Annotated in this window: 19 protein-coding genes and 2 pseudogenes; 8 read left to right on the plus strand and 13 right to left on the minus strand. The window is 35.7% G+C overall.

Translation table 11 applies throughout. From position 1 onward, the window contains the following. Positions 1-102: 102 nt before the first annotated feature. The gene (locus NAG76_01800; GenBank protein ID URN95020.1) at positions 103-399 is read left to right on the plus strand and encodes a hypothetical protein; all 297 of its coding nucleotides are present in this window, start codon (positions 103-105) and stop codon (positions 397-399) included. Positions 400-591: 192 nt separating this feature from the next. Here NAG76_01800 and NAG76_01805 read toward each other — a convergent pair whose 3' ends face one another. Both NAG76_01805 and NAG76_01810 read right to left on the minus strand, forming a co-directional pair. Continuing rightward, positions 592-744 carry a DUF3934 family protein gene (locus NAG76_01805; protein ID URN96738.1) on the minus strand — a complete coding sequence of 51 codons (153 nt, stop codon included), beginning with the start codon at positions 742-744 and terminating at the stop codon, positions 592-594. Between the two features lie 129 nt (positions 745-873). Beyond that, entirely contained in the window at positions 874-1,911 is a 1,038-nt protein-coding gene (locus tag NAG76_01810; protein URN96739.1) for a PocR ligand-binding domain-containing protein, read from the minus strand. A gap of 212 nt (positions 1,912-2,123) precedes the next feature. Here NAG76_01810 and NAG76_01815 point away from each other — a divergent pair, with 212 nt between their 5' ends. Both NAG76_01815 and dhaK read left to right on the plus strand, forming a co-directional pair. Next, on the plus strand, positions 2,124-3,257 hold the full coding sequence (locus tag NAG76_01815) for a glycerol dehydrogenase (GenBank protein URN95021.1): 1,134 nt from the start codon (positions 2,124-2,126) through the stop codon (positions 3,255-3,257). A 4-nt stretch (positions 3,258-3,261) separates the two neighbouring features. Then, positions 3,262-5,031, plus strand: coding sequence for a dihydroxyacetone kinase subunit DhaK (gene dhaK, locus NAG76_01820; GenBank protein URN95022.1), 1,770 nt, complete (start codon positions 3,262-3,264; stop codon positions 5,029-5,031). Positions 5,032-5,118: 87 nt separating this feature from the next. Here the strand turns inward: dhaK and NAG76_01825 are convergent, their stop codons facing one another. Continuing rightward, the gene (locus NAG76_01825) at positions 5,119-6,567 is read right to left on the minus strand and encodes an S-layer homology domain-containing protein (GenBank protein URN95023.1); all 1,449 of its coding nucleotides are present in this window, start codon (positions 6,565-6,567) and stop codon (positions 5,119-5,121) included. Positions 6,568-6,764: 197 nt separating this feature from the next. Here NAG76_01825 and NAG76_01830 point away from each other — a divergent pair, with 197 nt between their 5' ends. From NAG76_01830 to NAG76_01845, 4 genes are all read left to right on the plus strand, one after another. Next, on the plus strand, positions 6,765-7,688 hold the full coding sequence (locus NAG76_01830) for a YheC/YheD family protein (protein ID URN95024.1): 924 nt from the start codon (positions 6,765-6,767) through the stop codon (positions 7,686-7,688). An 83-nt stretch (positions 7,689-7,771) separates the two neighbouring features. Beyond that, complete coding sequence (locus tag NAG76_01835; GenBank protein URN95025.1) at positions 7,772-8,206, plus strand: aspartate 1-decarboxylase; 435 nt, start codon at positions 7,772-7,774, stop codon at positions 8,204-8,206. A gap of 266 nt (positions 8,207-8,472) precedes the next feature. After that, a complete protein-coding gene (locus tag NAG76_01840) occupies positions 8,473-9,858 on the plus strand; it encodes an MATE family efflux transporter (GenBank protein URN95026.1) in 1,386 nt (461 codons plus the stop codon). A 180-nt stretch (positions 9,859-10,038) separates the two neighbouring features. Then, positions 10,039-10,896: a lipoate--protein ligase family protein gene (locus tag NAG76_01845; GenBank protein ID URN95027.1), complete on the plus strand. Its 858-nt coding sequence runs from the start codon at positions 10,039-10,041 to the stop codon at positions 10,894-10,896. A 54-nt stretch (positions 10,897-10,950) separates the two neighbouring features. On the opposite strand, the pseudogene NAG76_01850 reads toward NAG76_01845, so the two are convergent. From NAG76_01850 to NAG76_01885, 8 genes and pseudogenes are all read right to left on the minus strand, one after another. Then, positions 10,951-11,367 (minus strand): annotated as a pseudogene (locus NAG76_01850) (M48 family metallopeptidase). 89 nt (positions 11,368-11,456) lie between these two features. Further along, positions 11,457-13,061 (minus strand): helix-turn-helix domain-containing protein, encoded by a 1,605-nt coding sequence (locus NAG76_01855; protein URN95028.1) that lies wholly within the window; start codon positions 13,059-13,061, stop codon positions 11,457-11,459. Continuing rightward, a complete protein-coding gene (locus tag NAG76_01860; GenBank protein URN95029.1) occupies positions 13,054-14,832 on the minus strand; it encodes a histidine kinase in 1,779 nt (592 codons plus the stop codon). The genes NAG76_01855 and NAG76_01860 overlap by 8 nt, the downstream gene beginning before the upstream one ends. 224 nt (positions 14,833-15,056) lie before the next feature. After that, complete coding sequence (locus NAG76_01865) at positions 15,057-16,415, minus strand: extracellular solute-binding protein (GenBank protein URN95030.1); 1,359 nt, start codon at positions 16,413-16,415, stop codon at positions 15,057-15,059. A gap of 33 nt (positions 16,416-16,448) precedes the next feature. Next, positions 16,449-17,279 (minus strand): carbohydrate ABC transporter permease, encoded by an 831-nt coding sequence (locus NAG76_01870; GenBank protein URN95031.1) that lies wholly within the window; start codon positions 17,277-17,279, stop codon positions 16,449-16,451. Positions 17,280-17,290: 11 nt separating this feature from the next. Continuing rightward, entirely contained in the window at positions 17,291-18,148 is an 858-nt protein-coding gene (locus NAG76_01875) for a sugar ABC transporter permease (GenBank protein ID URN96740.1), read from the minus strand. Between the two features lie 287 nt (positions 18,149-18,435). After that, positions 18,436-18,882: a methyl-accepting chemotaxis protein gene (locus tag NAG76_01880; GenBank protein ID URN96741.1), complete on the minus strand. Its 447-nt coding sequence runs from the start codon at positions 18,880-18,882 to the stop codon at positions 18,436-18,438. A 141-nt stretch (positions 18,883-19,023) separates the two neighbouring features. Then, a pseudogene (locus NAG76_01885) lies at positions 19,024-19,434 on the minus strand (protoglobin domain-containing protein). A 246-nt stretch (positions 19,435-19,680) separates the two neighbouring features. On the opposite strand from NAG76_01885, the gene NAG76_01890 reads away from it, so the two are divergent. Further along, on the plus strand, positions 19,681-21,747 hold the full coding sequence (locus NAG76_01890; protein ID URN95032.1) for a methyl-accepting chemotaxis protein: 2,067 nt from the start codon (positions 19,681-19,683) through the stop codon (positions 21,745-21,747). A gap of 112 nt (positions 21,748-21,859) precedes the next feature. Here NAG76_01890 and NAG76_01895 read toward each other — a convergent pair whose 3' ends face one another. Next, positions 21,860-22,888 (minus strand): Gfo/Idh/MocA family oxidoreductase, encoded by a 1,029-nt coding sequence (locus NAG76_01895; protein URN95033.1) that lies wholly within the window; start codon positions 22,886-22,888, stop codon positions 21,860-21,862. A 152-nt stretch (positions 22,889-23,040) separates the two neighbouring features. After that, positions 23,041-23,883 carry a sugar phosphate isomerase/epimerase gene (locus NAG76_01900; GenBank protein ID URN95034.1) on the minus strand — a complete coding sequence of 281 codons (843 nt, stop codon included), beginning with the start codon at positions 23,881-23,883 and terminating at the stop codon, positions 23,041-23,043. Positions 23,884-23,978 lie beyond the last annotated feature (95 nt).

Below are 23,978 nucleotides of genomic sequence, written 5' to 3' on the forward strand. Positions count from 1 at the left end.
TAACAAATAACTGTTTCATAGTAAATAGTAGTGGGTATTAATGAACATGTGACATTACAACCTAGTAGTTCACTAATCTATCATTGAAAGGATTGACTGAACATGAAAACAGCTACTGATTTACATCACACAAGCGAAGAGGTAATGGAGACAGGGCAATATGTATGTGCTGCAGGAGAAAAGCGAGAACTTAACAAGGGCGATGCATTTCCTGCTTGTCCACAATCGGGAAAGGACACAACATGGCGCCACACTAATCATCAACATAAAACCGGTGATCGCGTAACAGAAGCCGGTCAATATATCGATGCAGATGGTGAACGAATGAACTTAAATGTAGACGATAAATTTCCTAGTTGCCCAAAAACCGGTAATAATACCGTGTGGATTCATGCTTAGTTCAAAGTTTTTAATTCATATTTCATAAACAAAAAAAGTATACCAAGTAGTGGTCTAGACCACTACTTGGTATACTTTTTCTCATTGCATTATCGAGTAACTTCTATTAAATAGTAACAAACAATTCATTTAATTTTCGTATATCAACATAAAAATCTCCCAATCAGATGATTGGGAGATAACTACACTCCATTATGGATTAGAAGTAGGTTTTGGTTTTTTCGTACCTTTACTCTTATATGGTTTTGGTGTGTTTGCAGCTTTTCTTTCTGCTGTTTGCCAACGATTCCATCCTTTTTTTCCCGTTCCTTGACCTGTACCGCCTTTTCCTTTAGCCAAACTTATCACTCCGTTGTGAGATCTACCAAAATAACTAATTGTTATGTTAGTGTCTACTTTTGCTGTCTTTATTGTAACAGATTCTTTGCCATTCACCAATAATAGCTTTTATACCACGTTATTACTTCGAAAGGGTTATCTCTTCTTATGAGGCAATCTTTTTTGCGTAATGATTTCCCGATATATAGCAGGGGTTACAGTCTCAAATTTCTTGAATGTCTTTATAAAATATCCTGCATCATAAAACCCAAGCTGTTCACCTATTTGTGTAATCGATAAATTAGTAGTAATTATAAGTTCTTTTGCCCATTCTATTTTAAGCTTTGCTACAAACATCGAGAAATTTTCGCCCATTTCCCTAGTAAATAGTCTACTGAAGTAGCTAGAGCTAATATGACATATTGAAGCCATCTCTTGTAATGTGTAATTTTCGTTTTTGTGGGTATATATATAATCTAATGCTGGTTGTAGTACCGATTGGGGAGAGGTCATTGCCAGAGACTGTTTTCCTTCTTTCTCACGTAATGCACTAGATAACCCTTCTTGAAATGCTTGAAGACTGCGATCCTTCAACGTTTCCAAGGTCGATTGATCAATTTCACCAGAAAGTGCATTTTTGTACATATCAATTGCTACATTTTTGTGAATCATCTCACCAACGATATAAGTCGACATATGAAATAACATATCGGCAATTGATTCGACTTCTTCATACGTTAAGAGGGGTAAGTTATTATAATGCTCTTTATTAATGGGCAGAATATCTAGATCATTCAAGTGCGCCGGACGAGTTATGATCTGTTCTAGCGGTGCTGTAGCCTCATCTCGCAATTTAATTTGTCCCGCCATTATAGCTCCGATATATTGATTGTTAAATATGATTGGTATCGCAATATCTACAATATTGAAATGACATAAATATATATAAGGTTTATTAAGACGAGCTGCTTCTAAGCCTGCATGGGAATCGCATTTCTGGCAATATTTAGAAAGATTCTGATCTTGTCTCACACTTTGACAAAATGATTGGCAATGACTATGCTTCGTGACAGGTACTCCTTTATAGTCCACTAATATAATCGCCATTTTAGTCACCAGAGAAAGTGAATCTTGGAGCTTATGCCATTTATTCAAGTCAATCGAATGTTCTGAATCAAATAGTGATTGTGACATCATACATTACACTCCATTAGATTATTTGATCATTCCTGACTCTTATTATACTAAAACTTTCGCTAACAGGACAAGATATTACGATATTATCGTATAAAAACAAAAATTTACGACATAATACTACTTTAAATAGAGATGAACGTGTCATGACTAATAAGTTATAGACATCTATAATTAGTGTTAATTCATTGTTACTATGGGAGGAAATTAATATGAGAAGAGCATTTATTAGTCCAACAAAATATGTACAAGGTGAAAACGAATTACTTAACTTAGGTTATTTTGTTCAAACTTTCGGAGATTCAGCATTGTTAATTGCACACCCGTCAGATGTAGCACGTGTGAAAGAGCAATTAGAGGCAACAAGTAATCAATTCAAAATCACACTTGTTGAAAGCGGTTTCCAAGGGGAATGTTCAAGACAGGAAGTAGCAAGACTACAAGCGTTAGCTAAAGAACATAATTGTTCTTGTACGATTGGATTAGGCGGAGGTAAAGCTATCGATACTGCTAAATGTGTAGCTGAAGGCGATGCTCTTATTATTGTACCTACAATCGCTGCAACAGATGCTCCAACAAGTCACTCTGCTGTGTTATATACACCAGATGGTGCATTTGATGATTATGCATACTTCAAGCAAAGCCCAAGCGTCGTTATGATTGATACTACAATTATTGCAAATGCACCAACAAGATTTTTAGTATCGGGTATGGGTGACGCACTTTCCACATATTTTGAAGCAAGAGCAACAGCAAATTCTTATTCTAATGTCAATGCGGGTTTACCTTGCGGTGTTCGTGAAGGAATCTGTGGCCCAGCTAAAGGTACAAAAGCAGCATCAGCATTAGCGAAATTATGTTATGAGACACTGTTAGAAGACGGACTTAAAGCTAAAATCGCTTGTGATATGAATGTGGTTACTCCTGCTTTAGAAAATATTATTGAGACAAATATTTTATTATCAGGTCTTGGATTTGAAAGTGGTGGCTTAGCAGCAATTCATGCGATTCATAATGGATTAACTGAACTTGAAGGTACGCATCATTATTTCCATGGTGAAAAAGTTGCTTTCAGTACAATTGCACAATTAGTTCTTGAAAATGCAGATAGAGCTGAAATTGACGAAGTGCTTACATTCTGTGATTCCGTCGGCCTACCTATTTGTCTTGCTGATATCGGTGTAGCTTCCGTAACTCACGAGGAGTTAATGAATGTTGCTCGTAAAGCGTGTATTCCAGAAGAGTCGATTCACTCCATGCCATTCCCAATTACAGTCGAAGCAGTTGCAGCTGCAATTATGGTTGCTGATCAACTTGGTCGTGAATTCAAGTTAGGAAAGGAATAATACTATGAAAAAAATTATGAATCAACCTGAAACACTTGTACGTGAGATGTGTAACGGAATCGTCTTAGCACACCCTAATCTAGCGTTTAACAGTAAATATAAAATCATTTCAAAAAAACAAATTAACACGAATAAAGTAACGCTTATAAGTGGCGGCGGCAGTGGTCATGAACCCGCTCATGCGGGATTTGTAGGTAAAGGGATGCTCGATGTCGCTGTATGTGGTGACGTATTCGCTTCACCTTCGCAAATTCAGCTTTATCAAGCAATTCGCAACTCTGCAAGTGATAAAGGAACGCTTCTTATCATTAAAAACTATAGTGGCGACATCATGAATTTCAAAAATGCCGCTCACCTTGCTAGTGAAGATGGTATTGAAGTGGATTATGTCATTGTTGATGACGATATCGCTGTTGAAGATAGTCTGTATACTGTCGGAAAACGTGGTGTTGCTGGTACAGTTCTCGTTCACAAAATAGCTGGAGCTGCTGCTGAGGCAGGCTTACCACTAGCAGAAGTGAAAGAAATTGCGCAACATGCGATTGCTAATATTAGAAGTATCGGATTCGCATTTACTTCTTGTACCGTTCCTGCGAAAGGTACACCTACCTTCCAAATCGCCGACAATGAGATGGAATATGGTGTAGGTATTCACGGTGAGCCTGGAATTAAGCGAGAAGCTGTCATTTCAGCTGATCAATTAGCAGAGCGTACCGTTAATGCACTATTAAGTAATCTTGCAATAGACAATGATTCTAATGAAGAAGTTGTCGTTATGATAAATGGATTTGGTGGTACACCTTTGCAAGAACTTTACTTACTGAACAACTCTGTCAGTCGTGAACTAGCAAGTAAAAACAAAATCATTGCTAAAGCATTCGTTGGAAATTATATGACAAGCATTGATATGACTGGTGCGTCAGTTACGATTATGAAGCTTGATGATACACTTAAGAAATGGCTGGCTGAACCATGTAATACACCAGCACTTGTTATTCAAGATCAATTTGAACCCGTTCCTTTCACAGAAGTTGTTCACGGTGGAACAACTAACCATGTTGTTTCTTTCAAAAATGAAACGGATACTGCATATGCTGTAATTCATAATAACGAACTATCGCTGCACAATATGATGTATTTGGTAGATCAGATGAGCGAAGTGATCATTGAGAACGAAGTACCATTTTGCGAGTTAGATGCACATGCAGGTGATGGAGACTTTGGTATGAGTGTTGCCAAGGGATTCAAACAATTGAAATCCGAATGGAAAGAGATCATAAACAATCATTCTACTAATATTGGTGAGTTCTTAGACGCATGTTCCATGATTATAATGGAGCATTGTGGGGGGGCATCAGGCCCAATCTGGGGCTCTGCGTTCCGTGCGGCAAGCAAATACGCTGGCGATAAGCAATCGTTAACCATTTATGAAGTTGCAGGCTTAATGCAAGCAGCTGTAAAAGGAATCCAAGATACAGGTGAACGTTCATTCGGCAGAGGCGCTGTTGTAGGCGATAAAACATTGATCGATGCATTAGTTCCTTATGCTGATACATGGGAACAATGTGCAAACAATGGTGAAAATATTAAGGCTGCCTCACTAAAAGCAGCTGAAGCGGCTGTACAAGGTGCTAAGCAAACGGAAGCTATCGTTGCTCGAATGGGTCGAGCGGGTACAGTTGGTGAACGTAGTATTGGCTATCCAGATGCAGGTGCTCATGGACTTGGTGTTATTTTCACGAATCTCGCTCATGCAATGAATGAAGCACAATAAATTAACAACACAAAAAGGATTGAGCTCTGATCAACTCAGAGTTCAATCCTTTTATTTTTCGAAATTTGGCTGCTTATTTCTGTGTAGTTAGATTAGGTCTGACTTTTGTAGTAGACGCTCTATAATTGTTGCCGCTTCTGCTCGCGTCATGTTTCCTTTTGGAACAAGCTTCGTGCTAGTTCTTCCTGAAACAATGCCAACTTGTATGGTATCCTCTATACTACTCACTGCCCAAGAAGAGACTTCATCTGTATCTGTAAACTGCCCAATTTGCGCAGCTGATGGTTGTTCAGTAAGTTTTTCATTCAGTTTCGTAATCGTCATTGCTCTTGCAATAATGACCATAGCTTCTTCACGGGTAATGTTGTCGTTCGGCCGGAAACTTGCATCATTAAATCCAGTAGTCAAATTATGAATAAATGCTGTTTGAATAGCATTATTATACCAGTCCGACTCCGTTACATCCGAAAAGGCTCTGATGCTATCATCTAATTTCAATCCTAAACCCCGAACAATGACGGCTGCAAATTCAGCTCGAGTAATGTCTTGGTCAGGATTGAACATACTGTTGTCCACTTCGTCAATGACTAAGCGAGATCCTAGATTATTAACTGCATTTTTCGCCCAATGGTTGCTCATATCTTCAAATTCCAGTTGATTGCTTATTATAGCGTACATGCTGTTTGTTGCACTATTGATAACTGCGTAATTGTTACCGTTGATTAATTCTACCTTTGTCGGTACGTGATAAACTTTTCCACTTGGGTCAATAACAACTGCTGTCGTAACGTTGTTGGCACTCACTCTAGCAGGAAGTGCAATCGCCCGTTCTACATAATTGTTAAATGATATGATATCAATCGCCCTATCTCCATGCGTAGCTCTAACTGTGAAATCGATTGGTGCTATAACTAGCTTAAATCCAACTTGCGCAGCTGCTAATTCAGCATTTTTCAACTCATCTTCTGTCAGTGTTGCGATCTCGATTTGTAGCTTGATATTTGACAATATGATCGCTTTACCAATCTGTTGAGCAATAGCATCAATGTCGATTTCTTCAAGTGGAAGTTTGTAGATTCCATCTTTTGTGTTGAACTCAAGTACGATCCGCTTATTTTTCAAATCTTTCACAATCTGACCATTCAGTTCAACAATGTAAACATCTGACTCGTTAGCTGTAGAAACAGTCATAATAGAGTCATTTTCTATTGCTGTATAGTACTCTTCTATGTTTAGCTGATCAAACGTTATCGTTATTACAGATTGCCCGTTAACATTCGTATTCGAGGTCGTCAAAACATCGTTCATAGCAATGTCACGATTGTTAACTTCAACTCCATTAATTACTATTCCTGGTGTAGTTGGTGTCCATAGTATTGGAGGTACAACAGAAACAGTTACTGTTGACAAAGAATTACTTCCCGCTTCATTGCTCGCTTTCACGGTAATCGTATATCTTGTTCCATTCGTTGATCCAGTTACAATGATGAACACTAGCATTAAAGCAAATATTCTCTTGAGCATCCTCTTATCCATTCCATCAGCCTCCACCTTTAACGTCGCTATAAATGAAACAATATTAGATTTTCAAATCAATGACTATATTAACTTCTTTCGTCCACACGATTAATGATAGACTTTCATATTATATATCAACTCTATATGAGACTAGATTTATGTGAGCATATTTCAATTCTACAAATTATTTTTTTGTATGTATAGGAGGAGTTAATATGAAAAACTTAAAACTTAAAATTTCCCGAAAAGAAGATGAAAATATAAATAAGAAAGATCATAAAGAAAAAGATAAAGATAAAGATAAAGATAAAAAGAAAGATAAAAAGAAAGAGAACGAGAAAGGAAAAGATAAAGAGAAGGGAAAAGGAAAAACTACCTATAATATTTACAATTACCAGCATAACAAGTGGTTGCAATATGAACTTTTTTCAGAACATCCTGCCATGCTTACTTATTTACCCGAAACACTAGAGATGTCAGAAGAAAACTTTCAATATTTCATAGATAAATATGGTGAGTGTGTGGCTAAGCAGCAAATCGGTCAACAAGGCATTGGTTTTTACTCTATATCAAAGCCAAATAGACATATAGAGTCATATCGAGTAAAGTTTCTCAATCAAACACGTTTATTCTATTCAGCGAAAGATGTATGTAAATTTTTCGCATCGAAAAAAACTCCATATATCGTCCAACAAAAAATTAACCTTGTCCGAGTAAACAACGGAATTACAGATATACGAGTAATTTTACAAGAGCTTGATAATAATAAATGGGTAGTTACAGGAAAATGTGTGAAAATTGCTCCACCAAAATTCGTTGTTACTTATACTGGCCAACCTGGAAGAGAAGTAAAAACAATAAATTGTTTAAATAGGGCTCATGGAAAAACAATTTATTCAACAGAAGAATTAGACGATTTACTAAATTTGCTTGCATATACTGCTATAGATATTTTGAAACCTCATCTTGAAACTCATATTTTAGGATTAGATGTTGGTATTGATACTGATGGGCGGTTGTGGCTTATTGAGGCAGCAAATACTCATCCACAACTTAAAATGTTTACCCAATTAAAAAATAAAGAAATGTATAGAAATATACTAAAACATAAATCAAAATATTTAAATAAAAATAGATGAAGACCCACACTCTAAAAGCCCCTCCGCATATAGTAATGTAAGTTTTGTACTATATTAGCTCTTAGGAAGGGAACTGTAAATAAATGAGACGTTTAATGTGTAAAGGTAAAATTCATCGTGCAACGGTTACCGAAGCTGAGCTGCATTATGTAGGCAGTATTACAATAGATATAGATTTATTAAAAGCCTCTAATATCCTCCCTTACGAAATGGTACAGGTAACTAGTTTAACTAATGCTACTCGATGGAAAACTTATGCTATACCTGCTAGAGCTGGTTCTGGGAAAATATGCTTAAATGGACCTCCTGCCCACTTATTTGCTCCAGGAGATCTAGTTGTAATTTTTAGTATGGGAGAAATGGAAGAAGATGAATGGAAGAAATTAGCTCCCCGTGTAGTATTTGTTGACGATAAAAATAAAATAACACATTGCGTCGATCATCCATTATTTAACCACGATGGAGAAGTTAATTGGGAGCAATTAATTCCGCATAATAATGTAACCAATAGTGTTTAATTTGTAGCAGTTTTCAAATCTCCAAATTAAAGGGCATCTCAACCGTCATGACCTATGACAATCTGAGATGCCCTTTTCCACGTTTCGTTCTAAACACAATAACAGCTTATTTTTATTGTAATTTGCTTCATTTATGTACTCATTAGCTGTTATTAATTTAAACAATATTTTTTTTCTATTAATCTATCATTTATTAATGAAATAGATACTTAAATATGCTACGATACCTCTTGGCTTATTGATTGCAGAAGGAAACGAGGTTAACTATGACAACAGACACCACCAAGCCAGTAAATGTAAAAAAAGAAAAGAAGGATAAAGAATTCAATCTATTTTACTTAACATGGCCAATTTTTCTAGAACTTTTCTTATTTATGCTGATGGGTATCGTAGATACACTTATGCTCAGTCAAATATCAGATAACGCAGTATCTGGAGTAGGAGCAGCGAACCAATTTCTTCATATTGCCATTCTAATTCTCGAAGTTATTGGTAACGGAGCATCCATTGTTATTGCTCAATATATTGGGTCACGTAGATTTGTAGAAGCTTCAAGAATATCCGCTATTGCCGTTACGCTTAATCTGATCGTCGGTCTAATAATTAGTATCGGATTTATAACAATGGGGCAACATTTGCTTACAACCCTGAACTTGCAAGGAGAAATACTTGACAATGCTCAGAAGTATCTCAATATTGTCGGTGGCGGTATATTCCTGCAAGCTATTATTAACTCGCTTGCCGCTATTATTCGTGTACATGGATTTACGAAGCAAGCGATGTACGTATCTCTAGGAATGAATATCGTTCATATTATTGCCAACTACGCTTTAATATTCGGACATTTCGGTATGCCTGCATTAGGGGTAGAAGGTGCTGCTATTTCCTCCGTATTAAGTCGTGGATTAGCTATTATCGTATTCTTCTGGTTACTGTATCGTATTATGGAAGTACGTATTGAATTTAAACATTATTTCTCATTATCAAAAGCCTATATTGCCAAAATATTAAGTGTTGGGATACCTGCTGCTTTAGAACAGGTTATGTATCAATCTTGTCAAATTGTGTTCCTTTTTTATGTTACTCATTTAGGAGACGCATCGATGGCAGCAAAACAGTATGCAGGAAATATTTCTATGTTTATCTACTTATTTGCCTTAGCCATTGGTATCGGAACTTCCATTATTGTCGGACGTTTCATTGGTGCAGGACGTCAAGATGAAGCTTATCGAAGAGTATGGAAAAGTGTCGTCTATGCAAGCATCGCAACATTAATTATGGTTATCGTCGTTATCGTATTCCGCGTCCCGTTAATATCTATGTTTACAGATAATCCAGAAATCATAAAACTAGGTGCTAATGTATTAATTCTAAGTATCGTGCTAGAAACAGGTAGAACGATCAATATTATATTAATCAATACATTACGTGCATCTGGTGATGCCAAGTACCCACTTTGGATTGGTATGTTTACGATGGTAGGGATGAGCTTACCGCTCGGTTATTGGTTTGTGTTCCATCTCGATCTAGGTCTTGCAGGTATTTGGCTAGCTATAGCTGCCGATGAATGGGCGAGGGCTGTCATTATGTCGATAAGATGGAAAAGCAGAAAATGGGAGAAACATGCGCTTGTTACACCATCTGGCCATTAGAAGGTAGAGTATCGAAAGTGAAGGGTCAGACTCAAGTTGAATCTGACCCTTCTTTTAGTTTATTTTTTTATCTATTGGATTTACACCCCATTAATTTCGTATGACTATTGTTCTTATAACATTTATACTAATGGAAAGACAATACGAATTACTCGTAGACCTAATAAAGGAGTTTTTGAAATGTTCAATGATGCAACTCTAGCTTGGGCCAACTCCATACAAATCATCGATCGTAGTGAAGAATTAACTGAAGCAGATCCGCTATATGCTTTTGCACTAGATGAACTTCTATGTAAACAAGCTCATGTTAGTGGAACAAGCTTTTGTCATCTATGGAGACACCCCAATGCTTTTATACTAGGACAGCGTGACAGTCGCTTGCCTGGTGTTACTGAAGCGCTTCAATGGCTCGAGACACAAGGAGTCGTTCCAATCGTTCGTAATTCTGGAGGGGCAGCTGTACCGCTAGATCTCGGCACTGTTAATATTTCTCTTATTTTTCCAAAAGCTACATCCTCTAATGTTCATTTTCACCAAGATTTCGAAAAGATGTATGAGCTTATTCAAGAAGCTCTTGCCTTTACCGGTCTTTCCGTAGATAAAGGGGAAATTCATGGAGCATTTTGCCCAGGTGATTATGATCTAAGTATTAACGGGCGTAAGTTTTGTGGCATAGCACAAAGACGTCAATTACACGCTTACAGCGTTCAGGCATTTGTAATAGCTAGTGGAAGTGGAGCAGAACGAACACAATTTGTTAGAAGTTTTTACAATCAGGCTGCTATCGACACTCCATTAGATCATTATCCTCAAGTAACCAATGAGAGTACCGCTAGTCTTGAAGAACTTACTAAATTAGGTCCAGACGCTGCTCGAATTTTTATCGATGCCATTAAACATACACTTACCGAAGCTCAAACTATTTCAACATCTGGCTGGAGTAATGACAAGCATGTACCATCCCCAATGTCGCTTCCGAGTCCCGAGACGATTCGAGAAGTAGCTAATAAACTACGTAAAAGATATAGTATAGGCTAAACTCATATGTTTACATATTGGGTAATGAACGGCGCAGTAATTGAACATAATAGACTAAAAAGTCATATGATGACCGTACTGCGCCAAAAATTGCTCTTTCTCTTTGTAATCACGCATAACGCTTCCTACTCGTCGCCAAAATGAGCGATCATGATTCATATGGGTAAGATGGCAAAGTTCATGAATAATAACATAATCGATCACTTCAATTGGAGCCATTGCCAATCGATAATTAAACGTTAGTTTTTTGTCTGAGCTGCAACTACCCCATTTGGTTTTCGATTCTACGATTTGAACGCTTTTAGCTTTTACTTTCAACTGCTGCTCATAAATTTTTATTCGCTCAGCAACAATCTGCTTACAGCTTGCAAAATAGAATTTTTTAAGACTAATGTTAAGTTGCTCCTCATTCATATCTGTCGTCTCAATTAATTCATGCAGGGAGTAATATTTCCCCAAATGCAGAAATTTCATTTTTATCATTCCAATCCTACTATATCTGCTGAACAAATGTCTTGATTACTCATTATTATTTCAAATTAGAAATTAGTTACTTTTAATCAAATTCTTTTCCGATATTCATTAGCGGACATGCCCGAATAGGCTCGGAATAATTTATTGAAATAGCTAGTGTTGTCATAAGCTAACTCTTGCGCGATTTGATCTATACTTTGACTAGAACGATCTAGTAGCTCTTTTGCTTTTTCCATCTTCTTCTTGTTTACAAATTCTACAAACGTTTCGCCTGTTTCTTTTTTGAATATCCGACTGAAATGTGTTGCATTAAGATGAAGACGCCTTGCCATTTCATCCATACTTATCTTTTCACTTAAATGATTCATAATGTAATGTTGTGCCTCGGCGATCTCTTTACGGATAACTAAATGCTTACTTTGATGATAATTTTCCATCTTATCTACTAAGTGACGATAAAGCCAAGTAAATAAGTATTCCATAGTATCAATTGCATATATTTTTTTCTGAATTCGTTCCACACTAAAACTCGTTAAAAAGTGCTGCATGACGGAGTATTTCAACTCTACATCTGTTACAATTTTCAATACCCAACCACGTATCATATCGATTGGATATTTTTGCTGATGAAGATGCGAACTCCACTTACGTAATGTTTGATCAAGTAACTCTAATTCATTAGATTGAATAGCACTTCTTATATCATCCACTGCTTCAGCATATTTCGTAAATAGTTCAGCATGAGTGATATCTGGTACCTTATATTTCTCAATACTCATTTCTCCACAATAAAAATGTTGATTGTGGATATTAATCATTTCACATGCTTGTTTTTTGAAACCTATAATCGAATCAAAGGAATTTCCTACAAAGTAAGATGTCTTCATCTTCATATGGTTAAGCAGTGACTGTTGAACATGAATAATATCTTGTAAGATTAACTCCTTCGTATTCATTTTAATCGAAGTAGAATAAGCATATAAAAGTAGATATGTTTTTTCGTTTAGTGAAATAACGATATGATGCTCAAGCTGAATTGCCTCATGAAGTGCATTCTCAACTACAAATTGCAATTGTCTAGCACCACCAAAGCGTAATTCTAGTTCTTCGAAACGATCTAACACACAAAGAACTGGTAAATAACTTTGCCTTGTTCGTAACTGTATTCCAAAATTCTCTGCACGATTCATCCATTCATCTTCATTCCATATTGGCAAATCAATGAGTGATTTTAGGTAGATTGTTTTTAAGGTTGAGTGACCTTCTGTTATTACATTTTGGATTAATTGTTGATGGCTTTTCTGATCTCTTTCTTTCTTCAGTTGCGTTACCATGCTCTGTAATATTTCAGAGAGTTGTTCACTTCTCATCGTTTCTTTCAATATATAATCATTAACATTTAACTTAACTGCCTGTTGTGCAAAATGAAACTCTTCATGACATGATAGAATAATCGTTTTTAATGAAGGATTCAATTCCTTTGCTTTCTCAATCAGCTCTAAACCATTCATAATAGGCATACCAATATCAGTAATCAAAATATCAGGTTTTCCTTCCTTACACGCTTCTAAAGCTTCTTCTCCGTCTGTACATATTGAATATAGCTCTATTTCCAATTGTCCCCAAGGTAACTTCGCTTGCAAATAATCTAGAACTGGCATTTGATCGTCAGCAATAATTGCTTTAAACATGATGCATCTCCTCCAATTCATCAGCTGGAAAGACTAAAGTGACTTTCGTACCTTCTTGTTCAATACTACTAAGTTTCATTTGAAAGTTTTCGCCATAAATTAACTTTAATCGATTAAATACATTAACGAGACCAATTCCAGTTGTATTAACTTCTTCCGTACTTTGATTATTCGTAATTTGATAACGATTTTGTTTTAAAGAACTGTTAACATTTTCGACAATGTCTTGTTTCATCCCCCTACCATTATCTTCGATTGTAATAGTGAGATTATTATTTGCCTTTTTTACTATAATAACTATGTTTCCACCTTTTCGTACAAAGCCATACTTATAACAATTTTCAACAATGGGCTGCAAAATAAATCGTGGAACAATTAGACCATATAGCTCATTGGATATATCAACGATAGTCTCGATTGGATAGCGCGTAGAGAATCCCATTAGTTCCATATATTGAACGGTTACATCTATCTCTGTTCGTAAGGTTACGTACTCTTGCTGACTTGTTAAAGTAGCCCGTAGTAACTTCGATAATGAGCCAACTAATTCTGCTTCATCATTGTTTTCTTTGAGCAGCAGCTTCATTCGTATTGAATTTAATACGTTTAATAAGAAATGGGGATTGATTTGAACTTGTAGCATTGCCAATTCTGCTTGTCTCTTAAGTTTTTGTTCACCTTTCACTTGTTCAATCATCTCAGTAATCCGATCTAGCATATTGTCAAATGCTCTTCCTAACCGTCCCACTTCATCCCCTGATCGCACGTTAGAACGTATATGTAAATCTCCCGCTTCTACTCTAAGTGCCACTACACTCAAGGCTTTTATAGGCTTAGTAAATTTATTGAGGAAGTAAGTAAGGATCGCCAAAAATAAAGCAACAAAAATTACTTGCAACATAATTCCTGACTTATATATAGATCCTAGTCGATTTGTAAATTGTTCATAAGGAACTAAACTAACTAATTTCCAGTTAGCAAGTTTTAATGGCATCGATACATAGATTTGATTCTGACCATCTACATAGGCAACTCCTGAAGATTCTGAAGTTTGCTCGGTTATTAATCGATCAAAAGACTTTCCTATTAATTCATCATCAGCTTGTACGATAATCTTTTGTTCATCATCTAGCAGATAAATTGATTCAGAAAGCTGATCCATAAATGAACTAAATGTGTTCTCCGTTCGACTCACAATTAAATACGCAAAAGGTTTCCCGTTATAATCCGTAAGCGCCCTTACCGTCATAATGACATAGGGATCGCTTTTAATTTTTGATGTAATATAATTCGGTCTTACACCTAGATACAATGTTTCATACGGGCGTAATTGTGTAGCATCATCAAACCATTCTTCCTCTCGAAACTGATCTGGACTTGCCTCATAGAAGGAATAATTCGAGAAAGATCTGCCATCCTTCATTAATAAGGTTAGATATATATCAGATCGAATACTTGCAACTCGCTCAAGCTGAGTCGTTACATCCCTCATAATAATTGTACTGGATGGTTGATGAAGTAAGCTCTGCATGTCTTCATTAAATTGAATTTGATTTGTTACTTGGATCATTTCTTCCATTAAATTATGAAGTTGATTCTGAACTATTCTAAGTGATTGATTAGCTCTATCTAGTGCTTGTTCTTGGATGATCTTCTGTGAGAAGTAACTCGTATTATAAAGCATAATAATTGTAGGGACCATCATACACAAGATTGAAGTTAAAATGAGTTTATTTCTTAATGACATTCTTTTGAATGCATCCCATATCATATATGATCCCCCTTCAAATCATTACCAAACAAACCATATTTCCGAGTAATTTAGTATCATCTTATCATGTATATATCATTCAGTTATATTAATTTAATTGTTGTCATCATAATTTTATTAGTTATTCATATGTTTTTATTACTTTATTAATAATTACAGAAAAAGACAAAGTAAAAGAGATCATGGAGCTCTATCTCTTTTACTTTGCCTACTATGGATTGCTTCTACTGATAACTATCTACAATCTTTTGAATTTTTTGCTGAGCATTCTTAATCGTATCATCAATACTTTGACCCTGTAACATCATTAAGTCAAATTCATCTTGTAAAACAGCTTCTACTTCCGCTGTATAAGAAGGAGGATTTGGTCTAGCGATCATTTGACTTTCATTGAAGAAATACAAGGCAGATTCTTTATCTACCATTTCAGGATTATTTGTAGCGTCAATGATCGTATCAAGTACTTCTTCCATATTCGCTTTTTTCCAAGATGGAATATTACGACCTTGAACAATAAGCCCTTCCGTTGTAAACCAACGAACAAAAGTATACGCAGCATCTTTATTTTTCGATTTACTATATACAGTTACTAAGTCAGAAGTTATATCTGATGTAATGTGATCTTCTTTATTCGTTTTTGGTAAAGGTGCAAACACTGTTTTAAATGTTGCAGGTACTTTATCTGTACCCCCTACCTCTGGAATCATAAATGTACCAGTAAGAATCATAGAGGCTTCTTCGTTAAAATATTGTGGGCGATAATTCAACTTTTGACTAATAACTTCAGCGTATGGTGTAGCAATTTTGTCTTGATCCGCTTGCAATCGTATTTCTAATGATTTGCGCATTGAAGCAGTATCAATATTAGCAGACTTACGATCATCAGTTACCAAGTAGCTATTATTAGGTTCATTCGAATTAGCCAACATTAGATAAGGATTAACCCATGTGTGGAAATATGTTCCATAGCGTTTTTTCTCACCATCTAGCTTAGTCATTTTTGCTGCGTATTCTAAAAATTCATCCCAAGTCCAATCGGTTGGTAATGGAAGATTAGCTTCCTTAAGATGATTTTCATTAATTGCCACGAAGAAATTAACTGATTTACCTGGCAATGCATAGTATTTGCCGTCTACTTTAGTGTCGACAGAATATTCATCATCAAAATTTAATGCATCTTTTGCCAAATAATCATCTAATGGCTCAAGCATTCCTAATGCCAAACGTTGTGCATAATGAGCTGGAGATGAGAACATAATTACGTCCATATCTTCATTAGATGCAGCTGCTAAGTCTACTTTTTTAACATGTTCATTCGAGTTATTATCTCCAGCCGAAACATACTCAATTTTAATGTCTGGGTGTGCTTTTTCAAATTCCGCTTTTATTACATCGAACTTTTCATTCTCTAAATTATACCAAGTGTACACTTTAAGCGTGGTCTGTCCACTCTTTGTAGTAGTCTTTGGTGCATTCGTCTCTGCATTCGTTCCTGAATTTTTCCCAGCATTAGAACCACAACCTACCAATAAAACAATAACCATCGCTGCAAGTAATGAACTCGATAACCATTTCTTAATCATAACCATTCCCCCTGAATTGTTATTTGTGTTCATCTATCCTTTAACACTGCCAGAAGCTACACCTTCAATAACTTGCTTTTGGCCGATGATAAAGATAAGTAAGAGTGGTAAAATGGCCGATACTGCACCTGCCATCATTAAGGAATAAAATTCACCATTCACGTCTGAAAATTTGGTCATACCAAGCTGCAACGTGAATAAATGATCAGAACGAAGGAAAATTAGTGGGTTCTGATAATCATTCCATGTCCAAATAAATCGAAGAATCATAACAGTTGCTAGCACTGGTTTCACTAAAGGTAATGTAATTCGAGTATAAATTGTCCAATGATTGGCACCATCAATTCTAGCGGATTCAATAATTTCATTATTAACACTCATGTAAAATTGTCTGAGCAAAAACGTTAATAATACTGAAGACGCTCCTAACAATATTAATCCAGTATGACTGTCAAACAATCCTAACCAGCGATATAAAATAAATTGAGGTACAAGGATTGCCTGACTTGGAATCATAAATGTTGATAGAATAATTAGAAAGAGTATATCTCTTCCTCTAAATTGAATTTTCGTGAATCCATAAGCTGCCATTGATGAGATAATGACTGAAAACAACGTAGTAAGCAGAGTAATTTTAATTGTATTCCAATAATACATAGTAAACGGCAGTGTTCCAAACCATACTTCATTATAATTGGTCCCTGCATTCCAGCGTTTTGGAATCCATTGGATCGGATAACTTAGTACATCCAACTCAGGTTTCATAGAAGCAGAAATCATCCAAAGGAAAGGCATAATGAATATAATTCCAGCAAAACTCATTAATATCGTAATGATTACTCGATTAAGTCTCAAAGCATGCATAGTCCTTCCTCCTAGTAGTTAACCCATTTTTTCTGACCAATCCATTGAATGACCGTAATAGCGAGTATGATTATAAGCAACATAATGCCAATAGCAGATGCATAACCAGATTTCAATTGAATGAATGCTACTTCATATAAGTAGAACACGATTACTGAAGTAGATCCTGCTGGACCTCCATTTGTTAGGATCATAATAAGATCGAATACTTTGAAGGAGCCCACTATCCCGGTAATTAACAAGAAAAATGTTGTTGGAGAAAGTAAAGGAATCGTAATTTTGAAAAATTGTCTTATTTTAGAAGCACCATCAATATCAGCCGCTTCATATAAATCTTTAGATATGTTTTGAAGTCCGGCCATAAAGATAATCATTTCAAAACCTACACCTGCCCAAATCATAATAATCATTACTGAGATTAATGAAAAGCTTGGATCAGCTAACCATGCAGGTGGATTACTTATACCAATTGACATTAAGAAGTTATTAATAGGACCACTTGATGGGTGAAACAATACTCGCCATAGAACTGCAACTGCAACGAAACTAGATATAAAAGGCATAAAGTAAATTACTTTGAAAAAACTTTTGAAGTAGGTCGAATTATTTATTAACACTGCAAGAATTAATGAAATAAACAAGGAAACTGGAATAACTAATATCAATAATAAATTATTATTTAATGATTTAGTAAAGTCATCATCTGAGAACATCTTTGTGTAGTTATCCAATCCAATGAACTTAATAGAATCTAATCCCGCAATGAAATTCCAATCAGTGAAACTAATAACTCCTGATAAGATAATAGGAATAATTGTAAGAACAGTAGCTAATAGAACCATCGGACTAATGAATAAATAACCTGCCATAGTTTCTCTTGCAACCAAAAGGTTACGCTTATTTCGAGCAAGCTTTGGTTTAACTATAACTTCATTCACAGTTTTCACTTTTGATCACCTCTCTTAGTTCGTCTATAGGTTTCATTATAGGGAGTGATGATTTCAATTACATGAAACTATTTTTTCTATTCCGAAATTTTTTTGCGTATTTTTCTATTAGCTTTACTTCCAAAAGAATAAAGAATACAAAATAACCTCCAATGAAATTAATCATTAGAGGTTATTAAATAGAACGGTTACTGTATATCAGACTATTGTCACTTCAAGTTATCTAACTCTACTGTTACTTTTTCAATCAAATCCACATAGGTAGCCAATTGTTGAGAGCTTGCTACTTGGTTTTTGGAATAAAGAGAGTTATGTTCAGAGTCTTTTTTAACTGTAGTAAGTGTTGAATTAATATTATTTAGTTTCTCTTCAATCGTCCCTAATGAACCTTTAGAACGATGAGCTAATTTACGAACTTCGTTCGCAACGACTTCAAAACCTCGGCCGTATTCACCTGCTCTTGCTGCTTCAATAGCAGCATTTAAGCCTAGTAGATGCGTTTGATCCGCTACTTCCTTCATCATCTCACCAACCTGATGAATTGACTCAACCTCTTTGTCCAAATAAAGCACGTTCTGGTGTGTTTTCTCTTGATAATCCGCATTTTTATGTACAGAATCTTCAATAGACTCACTACTATCTTTAAGTTGTACCATTAAAGATACCAATTCTTGAACTGCCGAACTAACGCCTGTAAGTAAATGATTTTGTTTCTCCAGTAGGTACTCTATTTTTGCTTTTTCATCTGCTTCGTAAGCTTCAAGAACTAATTGTGAATCTAAATTAAACATTTTAGTTAATGCATGAATGACGCTTTTCCATTCATTAGGAAGAATTTTTTCAAAAAGAGCAATTGCAATATCCAAATAGATAACGTAAGTTCCTAAATACCAATTCGTTGTTAATCCAATTTTGGAGTGTATCTTTCCTATGAACAACCGTCTTTCAATGAATTCTTCATCAATAACACCGGAAGCCAAAGATAGAAAATACCATCGTTGCGTTTCTTTCAATCGATCCAACGTACTATGTTGTTCAATAATAGTGCGTAATTCAGGTTCAGCCGCCACTTGTTTATATAATTCATCAACAACTTGGTCTACTATAAGTTCAAATTCTTTTGCTTTGCTTTTTAATAAACTCAAATCATTCTCTGTAATACCAATATAACTAATTTGTTGATGTCGTTTCGACCCAAGATTAATCATAAATGGCCGCCCTCTTCTCATATGTAAATTAATATATATCAATCCTATCAATTACTCTATTGTGTGACTGCAATCTATTTGTAAATTAAAGCAATTAATAATAATTATAGCTTACAAATTTGCATAAGAATATGATGATTAAATATATATTTATATATCCTAAATTTTACCTTGTATATTTATACTATAAATTAGTTTAATTATATCTATATAAGTATCATACAGGAAAAATTAGGAGTGTGCATCATGAACAAGTCAACAAGTTGGATGTATCGAATCAATAATGTATCGTTAAAAGTTAAACTTTCATTATCCATCTGCGCATTAATTGTCATTGTTTTGCTTGGAACGAGTGTTACATTGTATTATTCTGTATCTAAAATCATTTTCGAAAAAGCAAAAGACGAAATGATTGCGAACGGTGATCGAATAGGGGAAGGATTATGGACAGCTGCTCAATTAGAAGCACAATCCATCTACTTAGCATCTGCTCACAACACCTACATAGACTTACTAGAATATCGTGAACAGGAAATGGCTAGTGATAGTAAGTTTTTCTCCTCAGCTAACCCTCATTGGGAAAAAGCTAATAATACACTTAAAACTAGCATTCAGGGCAGCAAAAACAATGAGTCTTTCGCTATTCTTGATTCAAAAGGAATTATAGTAGCAAGTACAGACGATAACTTGATGCAAGTAGATATGTCTGACCGTGAATATTATCAAAACGCCATTCAAGGGAACAATTATATTAGCGATGCTCTTCTTTCACGAAGTACTAATCATCTAGTTGTATTTTTTGCACAACCGATTACAAATAAAGACGGTAACGTACTAGGTGTTTTTGTTGCCTCAGTAAACAGTACGTTTTTCACCGAGAAATTAGATAATGTAAGTATTAATCAAGACGGTTACATATCGATTATGAGTCGATCTGGTATTACTCTATATCATTCGAAAGAACCAGATGCAATCGGTAATAAAGTTGAGGCTGAAGGCATTGACGCCTTTCTAGCTCAACGGGCGACTGATAATATCATCCGTGGCGATTTCGATGGAAATGATAGCTATACTCGATATACAAAAATTCCAAATGCGGATTGGATTGTCTTAGTTTCCGATACCTATACGGATATTAACCAACCCATTAACAGCATGCTTAAAAGAGTCATTATAATTACAATTGCCGCATTATTAATTGCTATAATAGTAGGGCAAGTAATTGCCAATTATATTTGCAAGCCAATTATTCAGCTAACGAAGGCATCCAGACAACTTGCCCTCGGTGATTTGACAGTAAAGGCGAACGGAAAATATACCAGTGAATTTAAAGAGTTAGCAGATAGCTTTAATACTATGGTTGATCAACAGAATATGCTCATTTCAAATATGAATAAATCTATCCATGTCTTAACTAGAAGCACTAATGAACTCGATGCATCTGCGAAGCAGACTGCGACTTCTATTGCTGAAACAACAACAACTAGTACGGAAATTGCTAATGCCATGGAATCACAATCCTATGACACGGAGCAAATTTCGGATAAATTCTACGGTTTCGGTCAGAAATTCGAATTAATTACGCAACAAGTTCAGTCCATTCAAGATAGATCAGAGGATATTGTTGAAGTCTTTCATTCCAGTGAAAAAGTCATTGAAAATCTTATCAACATAAAAGATGTTCATGAGAAAGAAGTTCAAAAAATATATGAGATTACAAGTAACCTTGAAGAAAGTTCTAGTCATATTAGTAAAATTACAGAAACAATTGCTCATATTTCCGGACAAACTAACTTGCTTGCCTTAAATGCTTCAATCGAAGCAGCACGAGCAGGTGAACATGGACGTGGCTTTGCTGTTGTCGCTTCCGAGATTCGTAAATTAGCTGAACAAAGTTCTATCCAATCTCAAGAAATCAATGAAATTATTCAAAAAAACTTACTATATGTCACTCAAAACAATGCAAGTGTTAACGAAATCCGTGAGGTTACACATTTACAAGATCGATATGTCCAGCAAACTAGTGAAGCCTTCACTACAATATTCCACAATATTTCTCAAATAAAGGCTCAAATTATGGCTATGGTTAGCGATGTATCTACAATGGAAAAAGACAAGGATGACATGCTAGTAGCAACTCAAAACCTATCTGCTACAGGAGAAGAAGTGTCTGCTTCCGTTGAAGAAGTCTCTGCTACGATGCAAGAACAATCGGCAATGGTACAACAACTCTCAGGTATGGTGGATACGATTGATTCATTGACTAAGGAACTTGCAATAGCGGCATCTAAATTCAAAACAGAACAACAATAATAGTAGGAGTAATTCACCACTTCTCTTTTGAGAAAAAATAAGCGATTCATCTCTTTCTACACTACTAAGGTAGGTAAAGGATGAATCGCTTTATTTTTCTAACACTTTGCTGCTATAAAGATACCAACTTGTTAGTATCGACCCAAGCTCCAGCTTGGTCGGCAGATTGAATTTCTGCTTCAATAATTTCCATAGTTGCCGCAGCACTTTCAGGCGAGCAAGTATCAAGAGAAGTCTCATTTACAATAGCATTCGTAAAATAAAGTAGTTCTCTATAATAGCCAGCATCTGGTGAAAGTTCGGCAACATAGCCAGCTTCATTTTTCGGATTGATATTAACTGTTCCGTTTTTGAACACCATATTTCCTTTTTCAAAATTAACTCGATATGTCATTTCAAATCCATGATCGCCTTCTAGCGTCCAATCCGCTTGAGCATTAATGACCTTCCCATCGGGATATACATAATTCGTAGAAACGATATCATATCCATTTGTAGAAACGACTGAGCGACCCAATGTAGATACTTTATCGGGCTTTCCAAACAACCAATGAATCATATCCGTGTCGTGAATATGCATATCTAGCAAGCATCCACCACTTAATTCTCCGTTCATAAACCATCCTTTAGGAGCCTCTGAACCTCTGAAGAAATATCCACCTGTAACTTGTCCTAGATTGCCACTCTCTACAGTTTCTTTCAATACTTCATAAGCAGGCCAAAAACGTAAACATTGTCCAATCATAAGCTTCTTACCATGTTTGCTTGCTGTCTCTGCCATTATTCTAGCATCTGCAGCATTTCTTGCTGCTGGTTTCTCGCAAAACACATGATAACCACGTTCTAATAAATTACAAGTAAGTTCAGCATGTAAATAGGTAGGTAACGTAATATCTATCATATCTAACTGTTCATTTGCCAACATATCTTCAATATTTTCATACAATCGATATGGTGATAAATCGTAGATTTCCTTTTCAGTAGCCATATTGCCTTCTGCTTTAGATGATTTAAGTTGCTCGATTTGAATATCACAAATCGCACTCAATTGAATCGGATGACCTTCATTCATCAAACGCTCATAATTATCAAAATGCATTCTTCCCATAAATCCAAATCCAATTAATCCTATCTTCAACATTCCTATTCCTCCTAAAAACTTTTTGTAGCTCCATAAGTATCTTCTTCGTAACAAAAAGTTACCTCGGAAGCATAAACCAACTTGTTGTTAACTATCGTATTAGCTGCCTAGCAACAACAAGTTGCCTTGAAAGCATAAGCAACTTGTTGTTGCTACCTTCTGCCCAAAATGGCATCCATCGCAGCCGATGTATTATATATAATTTGATTTGCATGATGAGTATAAGGAGGAATCATTTCCGCTGTAACATAATTATTATAGCCAATATCTTGAAGCGCCTTCATAACAGCCGGATAGTTTACATCACCAGCAAGCAGATCAACGAAGCCATGTAACCCACCAGCTTGACGGCGATAATCTTTGAAGTGTACTTTCTTAATGCGATGGCCTAATATTTTAATCCAATGCTCTGGATAACCATTGTGCACAGTATTTCCGACATCAAAGTATGAACCTACATACTCTGATCCAATATCATCAATAAACGTCTTCATTTCTAGTGGAGACAATAGAAATTTATTCCATACATTTTCAATACCGATATTAACACCATTATTTTTGGCATCAATAGCAAGTTTACTAATCGTCTCTAATGCGCGATCATAAGCACGATCGTACTCGACAACTTCACTACCAGGTATAAAATCAACACCTACTGCTCCAGGAATTACTAATATCGTATCAACACCGAATGCTGCAGCAAGCTCTAGTTGCTTCTTGCATACGTCCATAGCTTTTTCACGTTTATCACTCGACTCACTCGTCATTGAATAATCCCAATACAATCCTGTTGCTAAGCCACATATTTCAAGATCAACTGCTTCTAGTTGTGTTTGAATCTCACGAACCTCTTTTTCAGTAGTTTGCAGTCCTAGTTCACCTGATTCATTAAGTGATAACTCAATACCTTCAAACCCTGCATCTTTGGCTAATGATATACAATCAGCAATAGATGTCCCATCTTGAAACGACCAAATATTAATCCCTTTTTTCATCATATTACATCCTCTCTTATCACTTGCTTACCTATGAGTATAAAGAAAAAAGTTAATGAAATATTTAGAAGAAAGAGGTATTTTGTGGATTATTC

The organism is Candidatus Pristimantibacillus lignocellulolyticus (genome assembly GCA_023639215.1).
In the GTDB taxonomy this organism is placed as follows: domain Bacteria; phylum Bacillota; class Bacilli; order Paenibacillales; family Paenibacillaceae; genus Pristimantibacillus; species Pristimantibacillus lignocellulolyticus.